The following is a 19,999-nucleotide window of genomic DNA, read 5'->3' on the forward strand; positions in this document are numbered from 1 at the left end:
CGTTTAATCGGCAAGTGTTATGCCGCACGTGCTTTGTTCGTTATTTTTTTGTGAAGTGAGGTGAGATAGATGAGGATTTGGAATAGTATCGTTGGCAAAATATGGAGTACAATCATTTTATTATTGATTGGGATTTTAGTTATATCGGGATTCTTAGTGGCGATGATTTATGAAAAAAATAATATGGCTCATATTACAAAAGAGTTAGAAGAGACGACATCAAGTATTATCACCATTATGAAAGAAAACGATGAAGTTATCTCCAACGAAAATGATAATGATTCCGCACTGACATTACTTGATAATACAATGGGCGTCATTATTGAAGAAAACGGAAAGAATATTTATCAATCTCAATCTCCTGACACGGTTTCTAGCGCATCTGCAAACAAACTCATTCATGATAAAGTTTTAGATAAAGCTTTAGAAAAAGATAACAGCATTACAATGAAGTATAATTTCAAAACAGAAGATAGCTCCTTACCTGTCGAAATTTCTGCACAGAAGTTTGTTTTAAGTAACGGAGAATCCGGTGTTGTTTATGTTTACCAATCGTATCATGATATTTTAAAAGTGAATCAAAAAACGATGAGAACACTTATTGTTTCAGGTATCATAGCTATTGTTATTACTTCGATTTTATCTTTTGTCTTCTCATCTAGAATGGCTTTTCCTCTTCGTGAAATGAAAAAAATCGCCATAGCTGTTTCAAAAGGAAATTTTGATAATCGTGTTCCGACTTACACGCATGATGAAATCGGTGAACTCGGGGTCGCGTTTAATGATATGGCTAAACAATTAAAATATAACATTAGTGCCCTTCGCCAAGAAAAAGAGCAATTATCTAATATTTTAGTAGGAATGGCAGATGGGGTAATTAAATTCAGTGTAGATAAAACGATTATTTTAAGTAATCCACCTGCAGAAGAATTTTTACATAATTGGTTTTTCTCACCTGAGAATACGGAAAAAGTACTGATACCAACAGCTTTAAATGATTTATTGAATGATACTTTAGACAAAAAAGAATCGCAAGTGGGCGAAATAACTTTTTCTGACCGGACGTATGTAGCAATTTTGACATTATTATATACAGGTGAGCATGTTCGAAGTATTGTTGCAGTTATTCGTGATATGACAGAAGAGAAACAGCTTGAGAAAATGAAGAGCGATTTTGTTAACAATGTGTCGCATGAGCTTAGAACGCCTATTTCTATGCTTCAAGGTTACAGTGAAGCGATTATTGATGGAGTTGCTCAGTCGGATGAAGAAGTGCGGGAATTTGCACAAATTATTTATGACGAATCCCTTCGCATTGGTCGATTAGTTAATGATATGCTCGACCTTGCAAGAATGGAAGCCGGTTTTAATCAAATGGACAATCAAAAATTACCTCTAGCTCCATTACTACGAAAAGTAATCGCTAATTTTGATGTTCTTGCGAAAGAAAACTTTGTAGAACTTGGCTTAGAACTTGAAACACCAGATTTAGAGTATTCCTATGACCCCGACCGGATGGAGCAAGTGTTAATTAATTTAATCATGAATGCTATCCGCCACACCGGGAAAGAGGGCTACGCTGGAAAAGTTATTTTAAAACAAACAATTGATGAAACAAGAAATAATCTTGTAATTACAGTATCCGATAATGGTAGTGGTATTGCTGAAGAAGACATTCCATACCTATTCGAGCGTTTTTATAAAGTAGATAAGGCTAGAAAACGCGGAAAAGCTGTGGGGACAGGGATTGGCCTTGCAATTGTAAAAAACATCGTAGAAGCTCATAACGGAAAAATTTCAGTAGAAAGTGTGCTAGGTAAAGGATCAGACTTTATCATTACCTTGCCTTTGTATAAATAGATTGGAGCGAAAATCATGGAAAATAGACAAACGAAATTTTGTAAAGAATCTTTAGTAATTAAAACTAGTCGGGTGTTTCCATCCGATACAAATAATCATAATACACTCTTTGGTGGAAGATTAATGACGTATATTGACGATACTGCTTCTATCAGTGCATCTCGTCATTGTCGCACAGAAATCGTAACAGCTTCGACTGACTCGGTGGACTTTTTAAAGCCAATTAAAAACGACCATTCTGTTTGCCTAGAGTCCTATGTTGCCTCAACAGGTAGAAGCTCCATGGAAATTTTTGTTAAAATCATTGCGGAAAACTTAAAAACAGGGGAACGCTATTTAGCAGCCACTTCTTTTCTAACTTTTGTTGCGCTAGATAAAGATGGTAAAACAGTGGAAGTACCTCTTGTTAAACCAGAAACAGAAGAACAAAAAAGAATCCACGCTGGAGCAGAAGCGAGAAGCATTGCGCGTAAAATTCGTTTAAAAGAAAATCAATCATTAGCGGAATCATTGTCTACGAATATTCCATGGTAAATAGATAAAAACCAGATAATCATCTGGTTTTTATTTTTGCAACCAAGAAAGCGCTTACGTGAAAAAATATACAAAAGGACTTGCGAAAAAATATTTTCATGGTAAAATGAAAATTGTAATAAAATATTCGTTCATCTTCGGGGCAGGGTGCAATTCCCGACCGGTGGTTAAAGTCCACGATCTGCTTTCTTAGCAGTTGACTCTGGTGTAATTCCAGGACCGACAGTATAGTCTGGATGGGAGAAGATGTTGGCAGACCTTTTCGTTTGTCTTCACGAGCATGTGTTAGCAAGCTGTGATGCTTATTTGAGTATTCAGTGCTTGTTTAATTAATCACAAACTCTCCCTCGACTTTTTTTAGTTGAGGTTTTTTATTTGCTTGGGTTGCATTCGTTTAGTGATGTCACTCGCTTCTTGGTGAACATCAAGGGAGAAATGACAATGAAGAATTATTCAATGAAGGTTTTTGTAAGTGTGGCGGTTCTTGGTACTTTAGCATTTATTTTAATGATGCTACAATTTCCGCTGCTACCGAGTGCGCCATTTTTAAAGCTCGATTTTAGTGATATTCCAGCTTTGATTGGTGGCTTATTATTCGGACCACTCGCAGTGATTTTAGTAGAACTAATCAAAAATGTCCTGCTTTACATTGTGTCAGGTAGTCCAGTCGGGGTTCCGGTTGGAGAATTAGCCAATTTTATTAATGGTATTTTTTATGTATTACCGATTTATTATTTATTTCACTGGTTCCGCTCAACAAAAGGAATGGTGCTTTCAACAGCAGTTGGAACGTTAGTAATGACAGGCGCAATGGTGATATTTAATTATTTTGTATTATTACCATTTTACATTAAACTTGGTGGACTTCCGGCGGATACAGATGTTGCTTGGTTAGTCACATATACGATTATACCCTTTAGCTTATTAAAAGGAGTCATCGTTAGTGCTGTATTCTTGATACTGTACTCTAGACTTAAAAAATGGATTGCTAAAAACCAAACTGTAAAAGAACGTCGTAAATTTGAAAAAAGACAGCAGGAAACAAGTCATTAACATAAATAAAATCCGTGAGTCCACTGCGACTCACGGATTTTTTAATGGAACGGAGAATCAGAAACCTTAATCGAAAGGGAAGGACAAGCAAATTCAGCGTCAATAACCATTTCTTCTAAGTCTTCTGGGATTTCTTTTGTTCCAGTATTATTATCTAATAAATTATAGGCAAGACCTTCTGTATCATAATCAAAAACATCTGGAGCGTGAATAGAACAAGCACCACAAGCAATACAAGTGTCTTTTTCAACGAGACAATACTTCAATTTTCTACGCTTCCTTTCTAAAATAACAGTTTGAAGCAAGATTTTTTCTTTTTCTATTGTAACATATTTTGATAAAGTTTTTTTCGGGAAAAGTAATGTAGAACAAGTGTTTCTGTGGTATGATTGATGTTAGAAAAAAAGGTGGTGAGAACGTCTTGGATAAGCTAGATAATTATATTGCAACAATTTTAGAAAAGAGTATTACTCCTAGAAAATCGCCATTTTTACATACTATTTTGGCTGGTAGAAGAACTGGTCAAGCTGTTCAGGATGCTCATCTTTTTCAAATGCAGCATTTATTTGGACTAGTACCAAATTTGAAATTAAATTATTTAGAAACAAGACTTAAAGAATTAATGCGACAAGGTATAATTACTGTTACTGAAAATGGCTATACAGTGGAACAGAAGCCGAATGTTTCGTTTGAAATGAGCTATCCTTCTTTTCATGGATTTGCTTTTCAACAACAAGTTTTTGCCTTTTTCGCCCATTTACGCCTTGCAGTTCAAGTTGTTAGTAATAAACACCATGCTGAGAAATATTATTTACCAGTTATCCGCGATAAGAAAGTACAGCAATTTATCAAAATTTGGCTACAAAACCAGCAACAAGAGGATCTTGCTGACAGATTATATATTGAACTCATCAAGTGGTTTAATAGCTTGGCTGTAAGTAGACCAGAATTTTTAGTGGAACGATTTTCTGGCGGGAAACTAATGGGCTATACAACAGAACAAATTGCTACTAAATATCAACTAGAGAAGTGGGATGTTTATTTTGAAGTGTTACATGAACTTCATCGCTTGATTGCTGCCATAAAAGAAAGCGAAGAGGAGTGGCCACTTTTAGCTAGTTTAATACCGAATGAGCTGATGAGCCTAACGTCTTCTGCTATAAAAACTTATACACTATGGGCAAAAGGAATGGATTTGGAGATGATTGAACGAATCCGAAATTTAAAAACAAGTACGATACAAGACCATTTTGTGGAAATTAGAGCTACTTTGAAAGAAGCAAAAGTTCCTTATTTACCTGAGGAAGAATTAATCCAAACAATTAATTCGAGAAACTGGCATTTACTTCGCGACATAAAAGCTGCATTTCCAGATTTAGATTATTATCAAATTCGCTTAGCTGTCGTTAGTAAGGAGGACGAACAATGAATTTAGAACAAGAATTAAAGACCTATCTTGGTTTTGATGAATTTCGTCCTGGACAAAAAGAAGTAATTGAAAAAGCATTAGCTAAGAAAAACTGTTTTGCAATGCTACCAACCGGCACCGGGAAAACCGTTTGTTATCAGTTAGCGGGACATCTAATGGACGGACTAGTGTTGATTGTGTCTCCACTACTCTCACTTATGCAGGATCAGATGGAGAGAATGCGAGCTCACGGTGAAAAACGTGTTGCGGCGCTTAATAGTTTTTTAAATAAAGAAGAAAAACAACAAATCCTTGCAAATATTCATTTATATAAATTTATCTTTTTATCTCCAGAGATGTTAAACAATGAATTCGTCAAAAATACGCTTCTACAACAAAAGATTAGCTTATTTGTTATAGATGAAGCACATTGTATCTCTCAGTGGGGGCATGACTTTCGACCTGATTATTTGATGTTGGGACAGTTTATTGAAGATGCTAAATTTCCAGTGTCAATGGTACTTACAGCCACCGCAACTAAAAAAGTCCGAGCCGATATATTAAAACAATTGCGTCTAAACGACTGTGAACAAGTGATTTATTCCGTTAACCGTCCTAATATTTATTTGCAAGTGGAAAAATTTACCAATCAACTTTCTAAAAAAGAACGTCTATATGAACTAGTTTCCAAGCTAAAAACGCCAGGAATTATTTATTTTTCTAGTAAGAAACTAGCTGAAAGTACTGCGCAAGAGTTGAATGAAGTATTAGGATTAAATGTAGCCTACTATCATGGTGATATGGAAACGGAAGATAGAATTGTGATTCAGCAACAATTTGTTTATGGGCAGTTAGATATTATTTGTGCAACAAGTGCTTTTGGAATGGGAATAGACAAGTCAGATATTCGTTTTGTTATTCATTATCACATGCCAGCAGACTTAGAAGCTTATTTGCAGGAAATTGGCAGAGCTGGTCGTGACGGAAAGGGTAGTATTGCAATTTTACTGTATGCTAGTGGCGATGAATTTATCCAAATGCAGTTAGCAGATCAAGACATACCAGATGTTAATCTTATGCATCTATCGAAAGAACAACTTAAAACTCTTCCAGAAGCAGAACAACGCTTTATTGATTATTACCAAAAAAGTGGTTTAACTACAGCCGAATTAACAACCAAAATGGAATATCGCAAAAGCTGGAAAAGAGCTAATTTACAACAATTTATCGGATACTTACATGAAGAAGAGTGCCGTAGAAACTATATTATGCGTTATTTTGAAGAAAGTCCGCTAGAAGTAACACCAGAAAATTGCTGCGATTTAGATAGTACCTTTACAATAAGTTTTGAAAAAGAAGAAAAAACAAGCGCCAAAGAAGTTTTGACTTGGGAAAATTACTTATCTTATCTACTTCAATAGATATTAAGTTACGAATTTTGACAAAAAGTAGCTTATTTCACATTTTTTGTAAAAAAAAGACTTGTTTATTGGCGGAAAAATTGTTATTATTTTGTTCAGTAATCTGTGTGAAATAAAAAAAGCTTATATGCCAGAAGTACTAAATTATAATGATTATTGCTTTTTTCTTCTAAAAAAGCGGTTTAAGTGTTGTTGTATATTGCTTTTATGGTTATAATTATTTCAAAGGTATTTCATTTATTAACATCTTATGTAACACTTCTCTGTGCCAATAATAGTGCATAGGATAATATTAGAAAGCACTAAAGGAGGAACTTTGAGTGGCAAAAACAAGAAAAAGTAAACGGGAATATGAAGAACCGGCTGATTATGATATGAATTCTGAAGGACAAGACGAATTTAACAATGAACCGCCGATGCTGTCCCGTTCTGATAGCAGAAAAGGAAAAAAGAAAACTATTTTTAGATACCCATTGCTTAATTTATTGATTGTGTTTTTCTTATTAATTCCAATCGTTATAGTAATTGTATTTGTAACAGTACAAAATATGGGATCAACTAATGAAGTGAAAACAGAGACTGAATCGACAGTTAATGTTTCTGACAACACACAAACCAAAGCAGAAAAAGAAAAAGCTAAAAAAGCCGCAGAAGAAAAAGCCGCTGCTGAAAAAGCTGCAGAAGAAAAGAAAGCAGCAGAAGAGAAAGCTGCTGCAGATAAAAAATCTCAAGAAGATGAAGCTGCTAAAGCCGCAGCCGCTAAGAAAGAACAAGAAGCCGCAGAAGAAAAAGCTGCCGCAGAGAAGGCCGCTGCAGACAAAGCTGCTAAAGAAAAAGCAGCAGCAGAAGCCGCTCAGAAAAAAGCAACTGAATCAACACAAAAGAAAGCTGGAGGTTCTCATACAGTTAAAGCAGGAGATACTCTTTACAGCATAGCGCGTTCTACTTATGGACAAGCTGGGGCTGCTGCTGGTGTTGAGAAAATCAAACAAGCAAATGGGCTTGGTAGTAACAATGTTCCAGTTGGTACAGTTTTAACAATTCCACAGTAATAACAACACTGAATGGGTCTGGGAAACGCTTCCGAGACTCATTTGTTTGTTTAAATGGAAAAATGTAGGGGGATATGATTATGGCAAAAGTAGCACTAATTACAACAGGCGGTACGATTGCAAGTAAAAAAACAGCATCAGGAAAACTTGCATCAGGAGAATTATCTGGAGAAGAATTAGCTGCATTATGCCAATTACCAACAGAAATCCAAATTGATATTTATTCAACTTTTCAACTTCCTTCTATGCACATTGCACTCGCAGATCTTATTAGTTTAAAACAATTAATAGAATCTATTTTTATGGATGAAACATATGATGGTATAGTTGTAACGCATGGTACTGATTCACTGGAAGAAACAGCTTATTTCCTTGACCTTGCTGTAACTGATGCAAGACCAATTGTTGTTACCGGTTCGCAACGAGCGCCAGAAGAACCAGGGACAGATGCTTACGTGAACATTCGCCATGCTATTTATACAGCCTGCGAAGTGAATCTACGACAAGCTGGTACAGTAGTAGTTTTTAATGAACGTATTTTTGCCGCACGCTATGTCAAAAAAGTGCATGCATCGAATATTCAAGGTTTTAGTGCATTTGGATTTGGTTATCTGGGAATTATTGATAACGATCAAGTTTTTCTTTATCAAAAGCCACTTGAACACGAGTGTTTTGATATTCGCCTTGATTTACCGGAAGTAGTAGTTATTAAATGCTACCTTGGTGCAGATGGTCTATTCATTGATGCAGCAATTGATAGTGGCGTTTCAGGAATCGTACTTGAAGGTGTAGGACGGGGACAAGTTGCTCCGAAAATGATGCCAGCAATTATTCGGGCTTTAGATGCGAACATTCCTGTTGTTATTACGACGAGCGCGGAAGAAGGAAATGTTTATACTACATATGACTACGAAGGTAGCACGTTTGATTTATACAATCGAGGTGTTATTTTAGGAAAAGATTATGATAGCAAAAAAGCGCGGATGAAATTAATGGTGCTTTTAGCGTCCCAAGAAGAGATCAATCAAACCAATTTCAGATAAAAGGAGTTTTATTCTATGACGAAGAAAATATGTATCGCAATTGATGGGCCAGCTGCAGCGGGTAAAAGTACAGTAGCAAAAATTGTTGCGAAAAAATTGCGTTTTGTTTATATTGATACGGGAGCTATGTATCGAGCGGTTACATATATTGCGCTAAAAAATAAAGTGGCGTACGAAGACGAAATGGCAATTGATGCTTTACTTAAAAAAACGGTGATTCGTTTCGAACCTGGTGAAGTACAACAAGTATTTGTAAATGAAGAGAATGTAACAGATGTAATTCGTTCACTAGAAGTAACTAATCATGTTTCTATCGTTGCCGCACATCCAGCTATTCGAGAAGCACTTCAAGAACGTCAGCAAGTTTTTGCAACAGAAGGCGGAATTGTCATGGATGGTCGTGATATTGGAACTGCTGTACTTCCAAACGCAGAACTTAAAATTTTCTTGCTAGCCAGCGTAGAAGAACGAGCAGAACGACGCTATAAAGAAAATATGGCAAAAGGTTTTGCTGGCGATTTAAATCAATTAAAGAAAGAAATTGAAGAACGAGATCACTTAGATTATACTCGTGAGCATTCTCCTTTAAAAAAAGCAGACGATGCTATTGAAGTAGATACAACATCGATGTCAATTGATGAAGTCGCAAATAAAATTCTTTCACTTGCTGAACAAAAAATCCAAAATTAATGAAAAAGTGCTACATTTTCAGAACTAAATGGAAATGTAGCACTATTTTAATTTAACCGTGAAAGTCTAAACAAGGTGAGCGATTTCACGGTCTATAGGCAATTTAACCCCCTTAAAAGAGCTTGACAAATGTTTGGATTTGTAGGATGTTATAAGAGAGATTTTTTACTTTGTGAAAAGTATCTTGAAAGGATTTTCTAGCTGGAAGATAAGTTTTACTGAGGGTGTATTTGTTATTTTTCTTTATTTAATTAGAAATTGCCTATTGAGGAAAACTAGTCAAGCGGATGAGGCAAACGTGAAAAGTTGCTTCTGAATTAGAAATTCCTAAAATTCGACTAACGAATGGAGGGCTACACATGTCTGAAGATTTATTTGATGTGGAAGTTAGAAATTTTGAAGAAGGAGACAAAGTCACTGGCACAGTTACAAGCGTGGAAGATAAACAAGTTTATGTTGGTATTCCCGATAGCAAACTTGATGGTGTCGTTCCAATAAGTGAACTTTCCAATATACATGTGGAGACAGCTTCTGACGTTGTAAGCGTAGGCGACACACTTGATTTGATTGTCACTAAAGTAGAAGACGATGTACTTGTTTTATCTAAAAGAAAAGTGGATGCAGAAAAAGCGTCTGATGATATTAAAGCTAAATTTGAGTCTGGTGAAGTGTTCGAAGCAGTTGTCAGTGATGTTGTTAAAGGCGGATTAGTAGTTGACCTTGGAGTACGTGCTTTTGTTCCCGCTTCTTTAGTAGAAGATCATTTTGTGGAAGATTTTGCAGATTATAAAGGTACAACCCTTACTTTCAAAGTAGTAGAATTTGAACCAGAAAACAACCGAGTAATTTTAAGTCACCGTGCAGTTGTGGAAAATGAAAAAGCTAACCAAAAACAAGCACTATTAAATGAAATCAAAGAAGGCGACGTGATTGAAGGTACTGTTCAACGTTTAGCTAACTTTGGCGCATTTGTTGATATTGGTGGGGTAGACGGACTTGTTCATATTTCACAAATTTCTTATAAACATATAGCTACACCGCAAGAAGCGTTAGAAGAAGGTCAAAAAGTTAAGGTAAAAGTTATCGGGATTGATCCTGAAAATGAACGCATTTCACTTTCTATTAAAGCAACTTTACCAGGACCTTGGGATGGTATTTCTGAAAAAGCGCCAGTTGGTTCTGTTTTAGAAGGAAAAGTAGTTCGTTTAGTAACTTTTGGAGCTTTTGTGGAAATTTTCCCTGGCGTAGAAGGTTTGGTTCATATTTCTCAAATCTCCCACGAACATATTGGAACACCACAAGAAGTCCTTTCAGAAGGTCAAACAGTAGAAGTAAAAGTACTAGAAGTTAATGAAGATGACAAACGTTTATCTTTAAGTATTAAAGACTTGCAAGATGCTCCAGTTGAAGAAGCTGATTATGAACTTCCAGAAGAAAGTACTGGATTCCAAATGAGCGATTTAATTGGTGATAAATTAAAAGGACTTCAAAACGACGATAAATAATTGTTCGTAAAAGAGCCTAGGGAGACTGTTCCCATAGGCTCTTTTTATTTTTCACATCGAACTTTTCATTGCCAGTAAGCTGTTTTACTGATAAACTAAAGAAAGTTTGATAAATAGGATTCGAGAAAAAAGAAGGTGAAATAATGGCAAAACCAGTTGTAGCGATTGTCGGACGTCCAAACGTTGGCAAATCGACTATTTTTAACAGAATCGTTGGTGAACGTGTTTCCATAGTGGAAGATGTTCCCGGTGTGACACGTGACCGCATATATAATTCAGCGGAATGGCTTGGAAAAGAATTTAACATTATTGATACAGGTGGTATTGATCTTTCCGACGAACCATTCTTAGAGCAAATTCGCGCACAAGCGGAAATCGCAATTGATGAAGCAGACGTAATTATTTTTATTACCAATGGTCGTGAAGGGGTTACCGATGCAGACGAACAAGTAGCAAAAATTCTTTACCGGTCTAATAAACCAATTGTTTTAGCGATTAATAAAGTAGATAACCCAGAAATGCGTGATCAGATTTATGACTTTTATTCTCTTGGGTTTGGTGAGCCGTATCCAATTTCTGGTTCTCATGGACTAGGGCTTGGTGATATGCTTGATGCTGTTCGTGCTCATTTTCCAAAAGAAGACGAGGAAGAATACCCAGATGAAACAGTGAAATTTAGTTTGATTGGTCGGCCAAATGTTGGTAAATCATCTATTCTAAACGCACTTCTTGGCGAAGACCGCGTCATTGTTTCTGACATTGCGGGAACTACTCGTGATGCAATTGATACTACTTATACATTTGATGGTCAGGATTATGTCATGATTGATACAGCCGGAATGAGAAAACGTGGGAAAGTGTATGAAAGCACAGAGAAATATAGTGTTTTACGTGCAATGAGAGCAATTGAACGCTCCGATGTTGTTCTTGTGGTTATCAACGCAGAAGAAGGTATTCGTGAGCAAGATAAGCGAATTGCTGGATATGCGCATGATGCCGGACGCGCTATCATTATTGTAGTGAACAAATGGGATGCAATTAACAAAGATGAAAAAACAATTAATGTATGGACAGAAGATATTCGGGAGCAGTTCCAATTCTTAAGCTATGCACCAATTGTTTTCGTATCTGCTAAAACAAAACAACGCTTAAACAACTTATTCCCGCTAATTAACCAAGTAAGCGATAATCATTCATTACGCGTACAATCTAGTATGCTAAATGATGTTATTAGTGATGCAGTTGCAATGAATCCATCACCAATGGATAAAGGTAAACGACTTAAAATCTTCTATACAACACAAGTGGCAGTTAAACCGCCAACATTTGTTGTATTTGTTAATGATCCAGAACTAATGCATTTCTCTTATGAACGTTTCTTAGAAAACCGGATTAGAGAAGCATTTCCGTTTGATGGTACGCCAATTCGAGTAATTGCTCGTAAGCGTAAGTAAAGTTTTCGGGAGGAAAAATATAATGACACAGAAAAAAGTAGCTATTCTTGGCGCTGGAAGTTGGGGAACAGGACTCGCACTTGTCCTAGCTGATAATAATCATAAACCAGTTATTTGGGGAAACTTAGATAAAATTGTGAATGAAATTAACGAATCGCACACGAATAGTCACTATTTGCCAGATATTATTTTACCAACTGAGGTAAAAGCGACATTATCACTTGATGAAGCTATAGATGGTGCTGAAATTGTCGTGATTGCTATTCCAACAAATGCAATGCGTGTGGTTTGTAAGCAGCTAAATGAAGCGCTGAAAGAACCAACTATTTTAGTGCATGTTAGTAAAGGGATTGAACCAGAAACAAATCTTAGAATGTCAGAAGTAATTGAAGAAGAAGTAGATGCTACAAAACGTAAAGCTCTTGTTGTTCTTTCAGGGCCTAGTCACGCGGAAGAAGTAGCTCTTCGTCATCCAACAACGCTTTGTGCTAGCTGTAAAGATTTGAAAGCGGCAGAAATCGTGCAAGATCGTTTTATTAATAATAATTTACGTATTTATACGAATGATGATGTCATCGGTGCTGAAATTGGTGGGGCGCTTAAAAATATTATCGCACTTGGCGCAGGAATCTCTGATGGCCTTGGATACGGCGATAATGCTAAAGCGGCACTAATGACACGCGGAATGGCTGAAATTACTCGTCTCGGAGTTGCTGTGGGCTCTAATCCACAAACCTTTTACGGGCTAACTGGTATTGGTGACTTAATCGTTACTTGTACAAGTGTGCATTCACGTAATTGGCGTGCTGGAAACATGCTCGGTAAAGGCGAGAATTTAGATGAAGTTTTAGAAAAAATGGGTATGGTCGTTGAAGGTGTGCGCACAGCCAAAGCAGTTCATGGTTGGGCGAAAAAACTAGATATTGATATGCCAATTACCGAATCGATTTACGCGATTTTATTCGAGAATAAAGATGCTCGAGAAGCCGTTGATTTATTGATGGGTCGTAAAAAGAAAATCGAAAAAGAATCATTTTAATAGAGAGAGCCAAGATAAGTTTTCCGCTTATGTTGGCTCTTTTTTTATGAGTTATGCTAAAATGAAGCAGAAGAGCCAAATTTGAAAAAGTAGGTGGAGAATATGGAAGTTACTCGTACAGATAAAGCCGTAACATTAAGATGGGAAAATGAAGAAGTCAGCGAAGGTACGTTGGTTTTTGTAAGTAGTAGTCCGTCACTAGAGGCAAATAGTGAACCTGTCTTTAAAGTATCTAATGCAGCAAAACATTATACTTTTGAAACAAAGGACATTCCAGTTTATTTCTTTTTACAGGCACCGAACGGAGACAAAAGAGTTGTTTCTGAACGGATATTACCGCTAGAAAGTGTTTTTAACTTCCGAGATATGGGGGGTTACGAAACGAAGCATGGGCATCACGTAAAATGGGGTAAATTATATCGTTCTTCCAATTTAGTAAACATAAATCAAGCAGACGCCGCATTGCTCCAAAAGTTACATATTAAATGGATTTGTGATTTGCGAAGTAGTTCTGAAGTACAGGCACAACCCACTCCAGAAATCCAAGGTGTTCTTAATAAACATATCCCAATCGGTACAGCAAAAAATGAAAAAACGACCCTCCCAGTATCAAATGACAAAGCGATCTATGAACCTTTGATGGGGGAGAGTTACCGTGTATTTGTGCAATCAGTAGACGGATTTAAAGAAATTTTTAGCGAGATATTAACGGATGCTAAAGCGGGTCTTCCATTTGTTTTTCATTGCACCGCTGGAAAAGACCGTACAGGGGTCTTAGCGGCACTTTTATTAACATTACTAGATGTACCAGAAAAAACGATTTTTGACGATTACGCAATCACTAACCGCTATCAGGACAACATTCTACAAGAAATGGGTGGGATTGTGTCACTTTTTTCAAATGGAAACGAAAAAATCGACTTGGAAGCTTTTCGTCCGATGGCAGAAGCTCGTCCAGAATATTTGAAAATAGCCTTTGATGAAATGAAAAAACAATTCGGTTCAGTAGATGGCTATTTGGAAAAAGGAATCGGAATTACTGCGGAAGAAAAAGCCATCATCCAACAACAATTATTAGAATAAAACTAGGCTCAGAAACCTAGAGTTGTCAGGTAATAGCTCTGAATTTGCTTCTATTTTTATGAAAAAAGAACTATTTTAGCCAATTATGGTGGTATCGCTTGCTATTCTAAGGGTTCCAAGTTAGTATTATGGTTAACAGGTTGATACTATCACGTTTTCAAGCCATAAGAGAAAAACATATGTGATTGAAAATGTTAAGAAACAGTGTCAGTTTGGCATTATTCCTTGCAGTTGCTGGGATTATGTGATAATCTTTTATCAGAATTACTGTTAAGGCTTGTAGTTAAGCCATTTCAGTCACAATTCTCCTTAAATTCCAAAATTAATTTTACTTTTGGAAAAAAACGAGAAATACAGGTGTCTCATAGTGCCTGCTTATTTTGAAGTATTCTGTGAAGGAGGTGAAAAACACAATGGCAAATAAAACTGATTTAGTAAATAGCGTAGCTGAATTAGCTGATCTTTCTAAAAAAGACGCAGCGAAAGCAGTAGAAGCTGTATTCGAAACTATTCAAACTTCTTTATCTAAAGGTGAAAAAGTTCAATTAATCGGATTTGGTAACTTTGAAGTACGTGAACGTGCTGCCCGTAAAGGCCGTAACCCTCGTACTAAAGAAGAAATCGACATCCCTGCAAGTAAAGTACCAGCGTTCAAACCTGGTAAAGCGCTTAAAGAAGCTGTTAAATAAGTTACATAGACTTTTTAAGCACTAACTCTAGTCTGGCCTTAATTTTATAATTAAGCTAGGCTAGTTTTTTTTTGGTGATTATTTCCAGACGAAATAGGGAATAAAGAGAACAAAATAGTAAAACATCATTATTATCTCTTATTTAAGCAAATTAAATTTACCTTGAAGTTCGGCTGTGTTAAGATATACAAGGTATATAATGCTAAAAAGATAGGGGAATTAAGGATGGAGCAAATAGACAAACAAAAGATTGCTGACGCAGTGAAAGTTATTTTAGAAGCAGTGGGAGAAAATCCAGAACGTGAAGGACTAATTGATACACCAATGCGAGTAGCTCGTATGTATGAAGAAGTTTTTGCTGGACTTAAGAAAGATCCTTCTGTTCATTTCGATACTATTTTTGAAGAACAACATGAAGAACTAGTGCTTGTAAAAGATATTCGTTTTTCCTCTATGTGCGAACATCATCTTGTTCCTTTTTTTGGCGTAGCACATGTGGCTTATTTGCCTCAAAATGGACGAGTTGCAGGGCTTAGTAAACTTGCTCGTGTAGTGGATGATGTGAGTCGTCGTCCGCAACTTCAAGAGCGTATTACTACGACTGTTGCAGAAATTATGATGGATAAATTAAAACCACTGGGAGTCATGGTGATAATGGAAGCAGAGCATATGTGCATGACCATCCGTGGTGTCAATAAACCAGGAACTAAAACAATTACAAGCGCAGTACGAGGCGCTTTTAAAAATGACGATAAGCTTAGAAGTGAAGTTTTGGCTTTAATTAAGCATAATTAAATATCCTTTATGGTATAATTTATTTTACGTAATAAGGAGATTCAAAGGGGATTGTTAAATGACTTATCAGGCGAGAGAGGCTGGGCTAAAGGAAGTGGAGCAGTTGGTACATGAGCAAGCAGTCTATCAGTATTTACAAGAGAATAATGAAGGCGGGCAAATGGACAAAGATCAAATGCTGTTTCTTCATGAAGCGATTTCCGGCTCTGATTTGGCTGATGCTGCTGCGTATCGTGTAGTTAGTGCAACGCTTTACATGATATTAGCTCATGACACGCATGAAAAAATTGATGAACCAGGTGATGTTGTACAGCTAACTCGGAAAGAACAAGAGTTAACAGTATTAGCTGGGGATTTTTATAGTGCTCTCTATTACCGGACACTTGCGGAATTAGAAATGATTCCACTCCTCAGAGCCTTACAAAGTGGTGTTCAAGAAACAAATACAGCAAAAACCAATATTTACCAATTACATGTTGCGACAGATGAAGAATATCTTACACAACTTGCTTTGACCAATGCGGCGATTTTTGCCAAGTTTGCGAAGTATTTTATGAAGGATGAAACATTTATTGCTTTAGGTTGTCAGTTCTTTTTACTTAAACGACTTAAAATGGAACTTGCGACTTATCAAGAAATTGGTGCGTCTAGGTTGAAGCGTGCTTATGACCATGGGTACTTTGCGAAAGAAGCTGTCACTAATTTTGAAAGTTGGTTAGTAGCAATTATTCGTGACGTGAAGATGGAAGTGGAACGACTAAAAGAAGAGTCTGAACCGCTTTCTACTATACTTGAAAAAAGAATTATTGAAGTTATTAACGACTGATAAATAGAAGGAGATTCGGGATATGACGGAAACTAAAGAAGAAAAAGTACATAAAGTATTTGAGAAGATTTCCCCAAGTTATGACCGAATGAATAGTGTTATTAGTTTTAAACTACATGTGAAATGGCGTAAAGAAACGATGAAGCTAATGCGTGTTCAAAAAGGGACAAATGTTCTCGATATTTGTTGTGGAACGGCAGATTGGTCGATTATGATGGCGGAAGAAATTGGTCCAGAAGGTCATGTGACAGGACTTGATTTTAGTGAAAATATGCTAAAAGTTGGTCGTGAAAAAGTAAAAGAAGCAGATTTGCATAATGTAGAGCTGATTCACGGGAATGCGATGGAATTACCTTTCCCAGATAATAGTTTTGATTATGTGACAATTGGCTTTGGGCTTAGAAATGTACCTGATTATATGCAAGTGCTTCGTGAAATGTATCGTGTCTTAAAACCGGGCGGACAACTTGCATGTATTGATACCTCGCAACCAAATATTCCAGGTTGGAAACAAGTATTTAATGCTTATTTCCGATATGTCATGCCTGTTTTTGGAAAGTTTTTTGCGAAAAGTTACAAAGAATATAGCTGGTTACAAGAATCAACGCGCGAGTTTCCAGGGATGGCAAGACTTGCGGAAATGTTTCAAGAAGCCGGATTTTCATACGTAAGATATATTTCACACAGTGGCGGCGCAAGTGCAACCCACTTTGGATTTAAAAAGAAGGAACAATAAGGTGGCAAGCATGAAACTTAACTTTTTATACCCGAATATGCAAAAAGACATTGACTTAGTTGAAAAAGAACTAAAAAGAGCTCTTACTGGCGCGGCTGCTGAAACAACTTCTGATGCGGCACTTCATCTGTTAGAAGCTGGTGGAAAACGAATCAGACCGATGTTCGTCTGTTTATCTGCAAGGCTTTCTCCTGACGCGGATTTTGAAGCAGTGAAAAATGCAGGTGTAGCGATTGAATTAATTCATATGGCATCGATTGTTCATGATGATGTGGTAGATGATGCTGATTTAAGACGCGGACGTGAGACAATTAAATCCAAGTGGGGGAACCATATTGCGATGTATACTGGAGACTTTCTGTTTGCTAAGTCGTTAGAGTATATGACGGAAATTAAAGATGTTGCTGCCCACAAGATGTTATCACATGTCACAGTTGAGTTATCTACCGGTGAAATCGAACAGCTTAAAGATAAATATAATTTTGACCAAAGTGTGCGTAATTATTTACGACGGATCAAAAGAAAAACAGCATTATTAATAGCAGCTAGTTGTGGGCTTGGTGGCGTTGTTTCTGGTCAAAGTGAAGCAGATTACAAGAAACTATATCGTTTCGGATATTACGTGGGGATGGCGTTTCAAATTACGGATGATGTACTTGATTTCGTTGGAACTGAAAAAGAACTTGGTAAGCCGGCTGGAGAAGATTTGAGTCAAGGAAATGTGACGTTGCCAGTATTTTTTGCAATGGAAGATCCTTTTCTTAAAAAACGAATCAGCCAAGTAACTGAGGATACGCAAGCAGAAGAAATTGCCGTTTTAGTGGAAGAAATAAAAAAATCAGGGGCAAAAAAAGCAGAAGATGTCGCAACAGCTTATCTAAAAAAAGCCGTAGCAACACTTGACTCTTTACCACAAGTCCCTGAATTAAAGCCACTGAAGCAAATTGTCCGTGTTTTAGATAAAAGAAATTATTAACGTGAGGGAGGATTCTATAATGGAACAAACTTATGTAATGGTTAAGCCAGATGGTGTAGAACGAGGACTTATTGGGGAAATTGTAGCAAAAATAGAGAAAAAAGGAATTAAGCTAGTTGCTGGTAAATTAATGCAGATTGATCGGACCCTCGCAGAACAGCACTACGCAGAACATATCGGCAAACCTTTTTTTGAGGATTTAATTGGATTTATCACTTCTGGGCCTGTATTTGCGATGGTTTTAGAAGGCGATGATGTGATTAAAACAGCACGCCGGATGATGGGAAAAACGAATCCACTTGAAGCCGATCCCGGAACAATCCGTGCGGAATACGCAATACATACGAATAGAAATGTCATTCATGGTTCTGATAGTCCTGAAAGTGCCAAGCGGGAAATTCAGTTATTTTTTGAACCACATGAAATTTTAAGTTATGAAAAGGCAGTAGATACTTGGATTTAAAATAAGTAAGAGTTTAGGGAAACCTAGGCTCTTTTTTCATAGAGAAAATACCATTTGGCGCGGTTTTTTGTTATGATGAAAGAATGAGACTAAAGTATTGTGTTCTCGCTTGGCATATGTTAAGATATTACACATATACTTTAAAGCGCTAAAATATAAACGCTAGAAAATCTAGCTGAAATAGAAAAAGGAGAGATGAGCAGATGAGATACTTAACGGCAGGAGAATCACATGGACCGGGGCTTACGACAATTATTGAAGGATTACCAGCAGGAATGCCTCTACTTGCAGAAGATGTAAATAAAGAACTAAAAAGAAGACAAGGTGGACATGGTCGCGGTGCACGTATGCGTATTGAAAAAGACCAAGTACAAATCACAGCAGGAATTCGCCATGGTAAAACACTCGGCGCACCTGTAGCAATGTTTGTTGAAAATAAAGACTGGAAACATTGGGAAACAGTTATGAGCATTGAACCAGTTCCAGAAAAAAATGAAAAATCTCGTCGCGTATCTCGTCCACGTCCGGGACATGCGGATCTAGTTGGTGGCATGAAATATGGCCACAACGATATGCGTAACGTATTAGAACGCTCCAGTGCGCGTGAAACAACTGTCCGCGTTGCAGCAGGAGCCGTTGCCAAAAAACTATTGCATGAACTAGGCATTGAAGTTGCTGGTCATGTACTTGAAATTGGCGGAACTCGTGCGAATTTGAAACGTGATTACGCGGTTTCGGAAATCCAAGAAACATCCGAAGCTTCCCCAGTTCGTTGTTTAGACGAGGTTGCTGCAGAAGAGATGATGCAAAAAATTGATGATGCCAAGAAAAATGGCGACACTATTGGTGGAATTGTGGAAGTTGTTGTCGGTGGTGTACCAGCTGGACTTGGAAGCTACGTGCAATGGGACAAAAAATTAGATGCAAAAATCGCTCGTGCAATCGTAAGTATCAATGCATTTAAAGGCGCTGAGTTTGGTGTCGGTTTTGAAGCTGCGAGAAAACCTGGTAGCGAAGTAATGGATGAAATTTTATGGAGTAAAGAAGATGGTTACACTAGACGTACAAATAATCTTGGTGGATTTGAAGGCGGAATGACAAATGGTATGCCAATCGTCGTTCGTGGGGTAATGAAACCAATCCCTACGTTATACAAACCACTTCAAAGTGTGGATATTGATTCCAAAGAAACATTTAATGCTAGTGTGGAACGTTCTGATAGTTGTGCAGTACCTGCTGCAAGTGTTGTAGCTGAGGCTGTAGTCGCTTGGGAAGTTGCAGTTGCTGTATTAGAAAAATTCGATGGTGATCGTTTTGATACACTAAAAAAACATGTGGAGGAACACCGAAACTTAACGAAGGAGTTTTAAAC

The 19,999-nt window shown here is 37.1% G+C and carries 20 protein-coding genes and 1 riboswitch; of the genes, 19 read left to right on the plus strand and 1 reads right to left on the minus strand.

Annotated features, from left to right (window positions below; genetic code table 11):
• The first annotated feature begins 69 nt into the window (after window positions 1-69).
• From OC533_RS13185 to OC533_RS13195, 3 genes are all read left to right on the plus strand, one after another.
• Window positions 70-1,860 (plus strand): ATP-binding protein, encoded by a 1,791-nt coding sequence (locus OC533_RS13185; protein ID WP_194323674.1) that lies wholly within the window; start codon window positions 70-72, stop codon window positions 1,858-1,860.
• A 15-nt stretch (window positions 1,861-1,875) separates the two neighbouring features.
• Window positions 1,876-2,394 carry an acyl-CoA thioesterase gene (locus tag OC533_RS13190; protein ID WP_070753706.1) on the plus strand — a complete coding sequence of 173 codons (519 nt, stop codon included), beginning with the start codon at window positions 1,876-1,878 and terminating at the stop codon, window positions 2,392-2,394.
• Between the two features lie 129 nt (window positions 2,395-2,523).
• Window positions 2,524-2,646: riboswitch (FMN riboswitch) on the plus strand.
• A 189-nt stretch (window positions 2,647-2,835) separates the two neighbouring features.
• The gene (locus OC533_RS13195; RefSeq protein ID WP_010991730.1) at window positions 2,836-3,447 is read left to right on the plus strand and encodes an ECF transporter S component; all 612 of its coding nucleotides are present in this window, start codon (window positions 2,836-2,838) and stop codon (window positions 3,445-3,447) included.
• A gap of 41 nt (window positions 3,448-3,488) precedes the next feature.
• Here OC533_RS13195 and OC533_RS13200 read toward each other — a convergent pair whose 3' ends face one another.
• Entirely contained in the window at window positions 3,489-3,713 is a 225-nt protein-coding gene (locus OC533_RS13200) for a ferredoxin (protein ID WP_003763144.1), read from the minus strand.
• 155 nt (window positions 3,714-3,868) lie between these two features.
• On the opposite strand from OC533_RS13200, the gene OC533_RS13205 reads away from it, so the two are divergent.
• The 16 genes from OC533_RS13205 to aroC all read left to right on the plus strand — a co-directional run bounded on the left by OC533_RS13205 (window position 3,869) and on the right by aroC (window position 19,997).
• Window positions 3,869-4,876, plus strand: coding sequence for a helix-turn-helix domain-containing protein (locus OC533_RS13205; RefSeq protein WP_194323676.1), 1,008 nt, complete (start codon window positions 3,869-3,871; stop codon window positions 4,874-4,876).
• A complete protein-coding gene (locus tag OC533_RS13210; protein WP_194323678.1) occupies window positions 4,873-6,276 on the plus strand; it encodes a RecQ family ATP-dependent DNA helicase in 1,404 nt (467 codons plus the stop codon). The genes OC533_RS13205 and OC533_RS13210 overlap by 4 nt, the downstream gene beginning before the upstream one ends.
• A gap of 320 nt (window positions 6,277-6,596) precedes the next feature.
• Entirely contained in the window at window positions 6,597-7,328 is a 732-nt protein-coding gene (locus tag OC533_RS13215; protein ID WP_185482243.1) for a LysM peptidoglycan-binding domain-containing protein, read from the plus strand.
• A gap of 80 nt (window positions 7,329-7,408) precedes the next feature.
• On the plus strand, window positions 7,409-8,371 hold the full coding sequence (locus OC533_RS13220; RefSeq protein ID WP_003763137.1) for an asparaginase: 963 nt from the start codon (window positions 7,409-7,411) through the stop codon (window positions 8,369-8,371).
• Window positions 8,372-8,386: 15 nt separating this feature from the next.
• On the plus strand, window positions 8,387-9,061 hold the full coding sequence (cmk, locus tag OC533_RS13225) for a (d)CMP kinase (protein ID WP_070753703.1): 675 nt from the start codon (window positions 8,387-8,389) through the stop codon (window positions 9,059-9,061).
• 359 nt (window positions 9,062-9,420) lie between these two features.
• Window positions 9,421-10,566, plus strand: a complete 1,146-nt coding sequence (gene rpsA / locus OC533_RS13230) for a 30S ribosomal protein S1 (protein ID WP_003763135.1) — start codon at window positions 9,421-9,423, stop codon at window positions 10,564-10,566.
• 143 nt (window positions 10,567-10,709) lie between these two features.
• The gene (gene der, locus OC533_RS13235) at window positions 10,710-12,020 is read left to right on the plus strand and encodes a ribosome biogenesis GTPase Der (protein ID WP_194323680.1); all 1,311 of its coding nucleotides are present in this window, start codon (window positions 10,710-10,712) and stop codon (window positions 12,018-12,020) included.
• Between the two features lie 22 nt (window positions 12,021-12,042).
• Entirely contained in the window at window positions 12,043-13,059 is a 1,017-nt protein-coding gene (locus tag OC533_RS13240; protein WP_003763132.1) for an NAD(P)H-dependent glycerol-3-phosphate dehydrogenase, read from the plus strand.
• A gap of 102 nt (window positions 13,060-13,161) precedes the next feature.
• Window positions 13,162-14,142: a tyrosine-protein phosphatase gene (locus OC533_RS13245; protein WP_003769456.1), complete on the plus strand. Its 981-nt coding sequence runs from the start codon at window positions 13,162-13,164 to the stop codon at window positions 14,140-14,142.
• 392 nt (window positions 14,143-14,534) lie between these two features.
• Complete coding sequence (locus tag OC533_RS13250; RefSeq protein ID WP_003769455.1) at window positions 14,535-14,831, plus strand: HU family DNA-binding protein; 297 nt, start codon at window positions 14,535-14,537, stop codon at window positions 14,829-14,831.
• 225 nt (window positions 14,832-15,056) lie between these two features.
• The gene (folE, locus tag OC533_RS13255; protein ID WP_003767576.1) at window positions 15,057-15,626 is read left to right on the plus strand and encodes a GTP cyclohydrolase I FolE; all 570 of its coding nucleotides are present in this window, start codon (window positions 15,057-15,059) and stop codon (window positions 15,624-15,626) included.
• A 58-nt stretch (window positions 15,627-15,684) separates the two neighbouring features.
• Window positions 15,685-16,452, plus strand: a complete 768-nt coding sequence (locus OC533_RS13260) for a heptaprenyl diphosphate synthase component 1 (RefSeq protein WP_003763127.1) — start codon at window positions 15,685-15,687, stop codon at window positions 16,450-16,452.
• Between the two features lie 22 nt (window positions 16,453-16,474).
• Window positions 16,475-17,188, plus strand: a complete 714-nt coding sequence (gene menG / locus OC533_RS13265; RefSeq protein ID WP_194323682.1) for a demethylmenaquinone methyltransferase — start codon at window positions 16,475-16,477, stop codon at window positions 17,186-17,188.
• A 10-nt stretch (window positions 17,189-17,198) separates the two neighbouring features.
• On the plus strand, window positions 17,199-18,164 hold the full coding sequence (gene hepT / locus OC533_RS13270; RefSeq protein WP_010991723.1) for a heptaprenyl diphosphate synthase component II: 966 nt from the start codon (window positions 17,199-17,201) through the stop codon (window positions 18,162-18,164).
• 19 nt (window positions 18,165-18,183) lie between these two features.
• Window positions 18,184-18,627, plus strand: a complete 444-nt coding sequence (gene ndk / locus OC533_RS13275; RefSeq protein WP_003763122.1) for a nucleoside-diphosphate kinase — start codon at window positions 18,184-18,186, stop codon at window positions 18,625-18,627.
• 203 nt (window positions 18,628-18,830) lie between these two features.
• Complete coding sequence (aroC, locus tag OC533_RS13280; protein WP_003763121.1) at window positions 18,831-19,997, plus strand: chorismate synthase; 1,167 nt, start codon at window positions 18,831-18,833, stop codon at window positions 19,995-19,997.
• Window positions 19,998-19,999: the final 2 nt, after the last annotated feature.

The organism is Listeria sp. Marseille-Q6474 (assembly GCF_946902005.1).
Taxonomy (GTDB): Bacteria; Bacillota; Bacilli; order Lactobacillales; family Listeriaceae; genus Listeria; species Listeria innocua.

Coding starts and splice junctions, on each gene's coding strand:
- hepT (WP_010991723.1), top strand. CDS start 17,199: ATGAAACTTAACTTTTTATACCCGAATATGCAAAAAGACATTGACTTA.
- OC533_RS13185 (WP_194323674.1), top strand. CDS start 70: ATGAGGATTTGGAATAGTATCGTTGGCAAAATATGGAGTACAATCATT.
- OC533_RS13195 (WP_010991730.1), top strand. CDS start 2,836: ATGAAGAATTATTCAATGAAGGTTTTTGTAAGTGTGGCGGTTCTTGGT.
- OC533_RS13260 (WP_003763127.1), top strand. CDS start 15,685: ATGACTTATCAGGCGAGAGAGGCTGGGCTAAAGGAAGTGGAGCAGTTG.
- ndk (WP_003763122.1), top strand. CDS start 18,184: ATGGAACAAACTTATGTAATGGTTAAGCCAGATGGTGTAGAACGAGGA.
- aroC (WP_003763121.1), top strand. CDS start 18,831: ATGAGATACTTAACGGCAGGAGAATCACATGGACCGGGGCTTACGACA.
- OC533_RS13190 (WP_070753706.1), top strand. CDS start 1,876: ATGGAAAATAGACAAACGAAATTTTGTAAAGAATCTTTAGTAATTAAA.
- OC533_RS13210 (WP_194323678.1), top strand. CDS start 4,873: ATGAATTTAGAACAAGAATTAAAGACCTATCTTGGTTTTGATGAATTT.
- menG (WP_194323682.1), top strand. CDS start 16,475: ATGACGGAAACTAAAGAAGAAAAAGTACATAAAGTATTTGAGAAGATT.
- cmk (WP_070753703.1), top strand. CDS start 8,387: ATGACGAAGAAAATATGTATCGCAATTGATGGGCCAGCTGCAGCGGGT.
- rpsA (WP_003763135.1), top strand. CDS start 9,421: ATGTCTGAAGATTTATTTGATGTGGAAGTTAGAAATTTTGAAGAAGGA.
- OC533_RS13240 (WP_003763132.1), top strand. CDS start 12,043: ATGACACAGAAAAAAGTAGCTATTCTTGGCGCTGGAAGTTGGGGAACA.
- folE (WP_003767576.1), top strand. CDS start 15,057: ATGGAGCAAATAGACAAACAAAAGATTGCTGACGCAGTGAAAGTTATT.
- der (WP_194323680.1), top strand. CDS start 10,710: ATGGCAAAACCAGTTGTAGCGATTGTCGGACGTCCAAACGTTGGCAAA.
- OC533_RS13220 (WP_003763137.1), top strand. CDS start 7,409: ATGGCAAAAGTAGCACTAATTACAACAGGCGGTACGATTGCAAGTAAA.
- OC533_RS13245 (WP_003769456.1), top strand. CDS start 13,162: ATGGAAGTTACTCGTACAGATAAAGCCGTAACATTAAGATGGGAAAAT.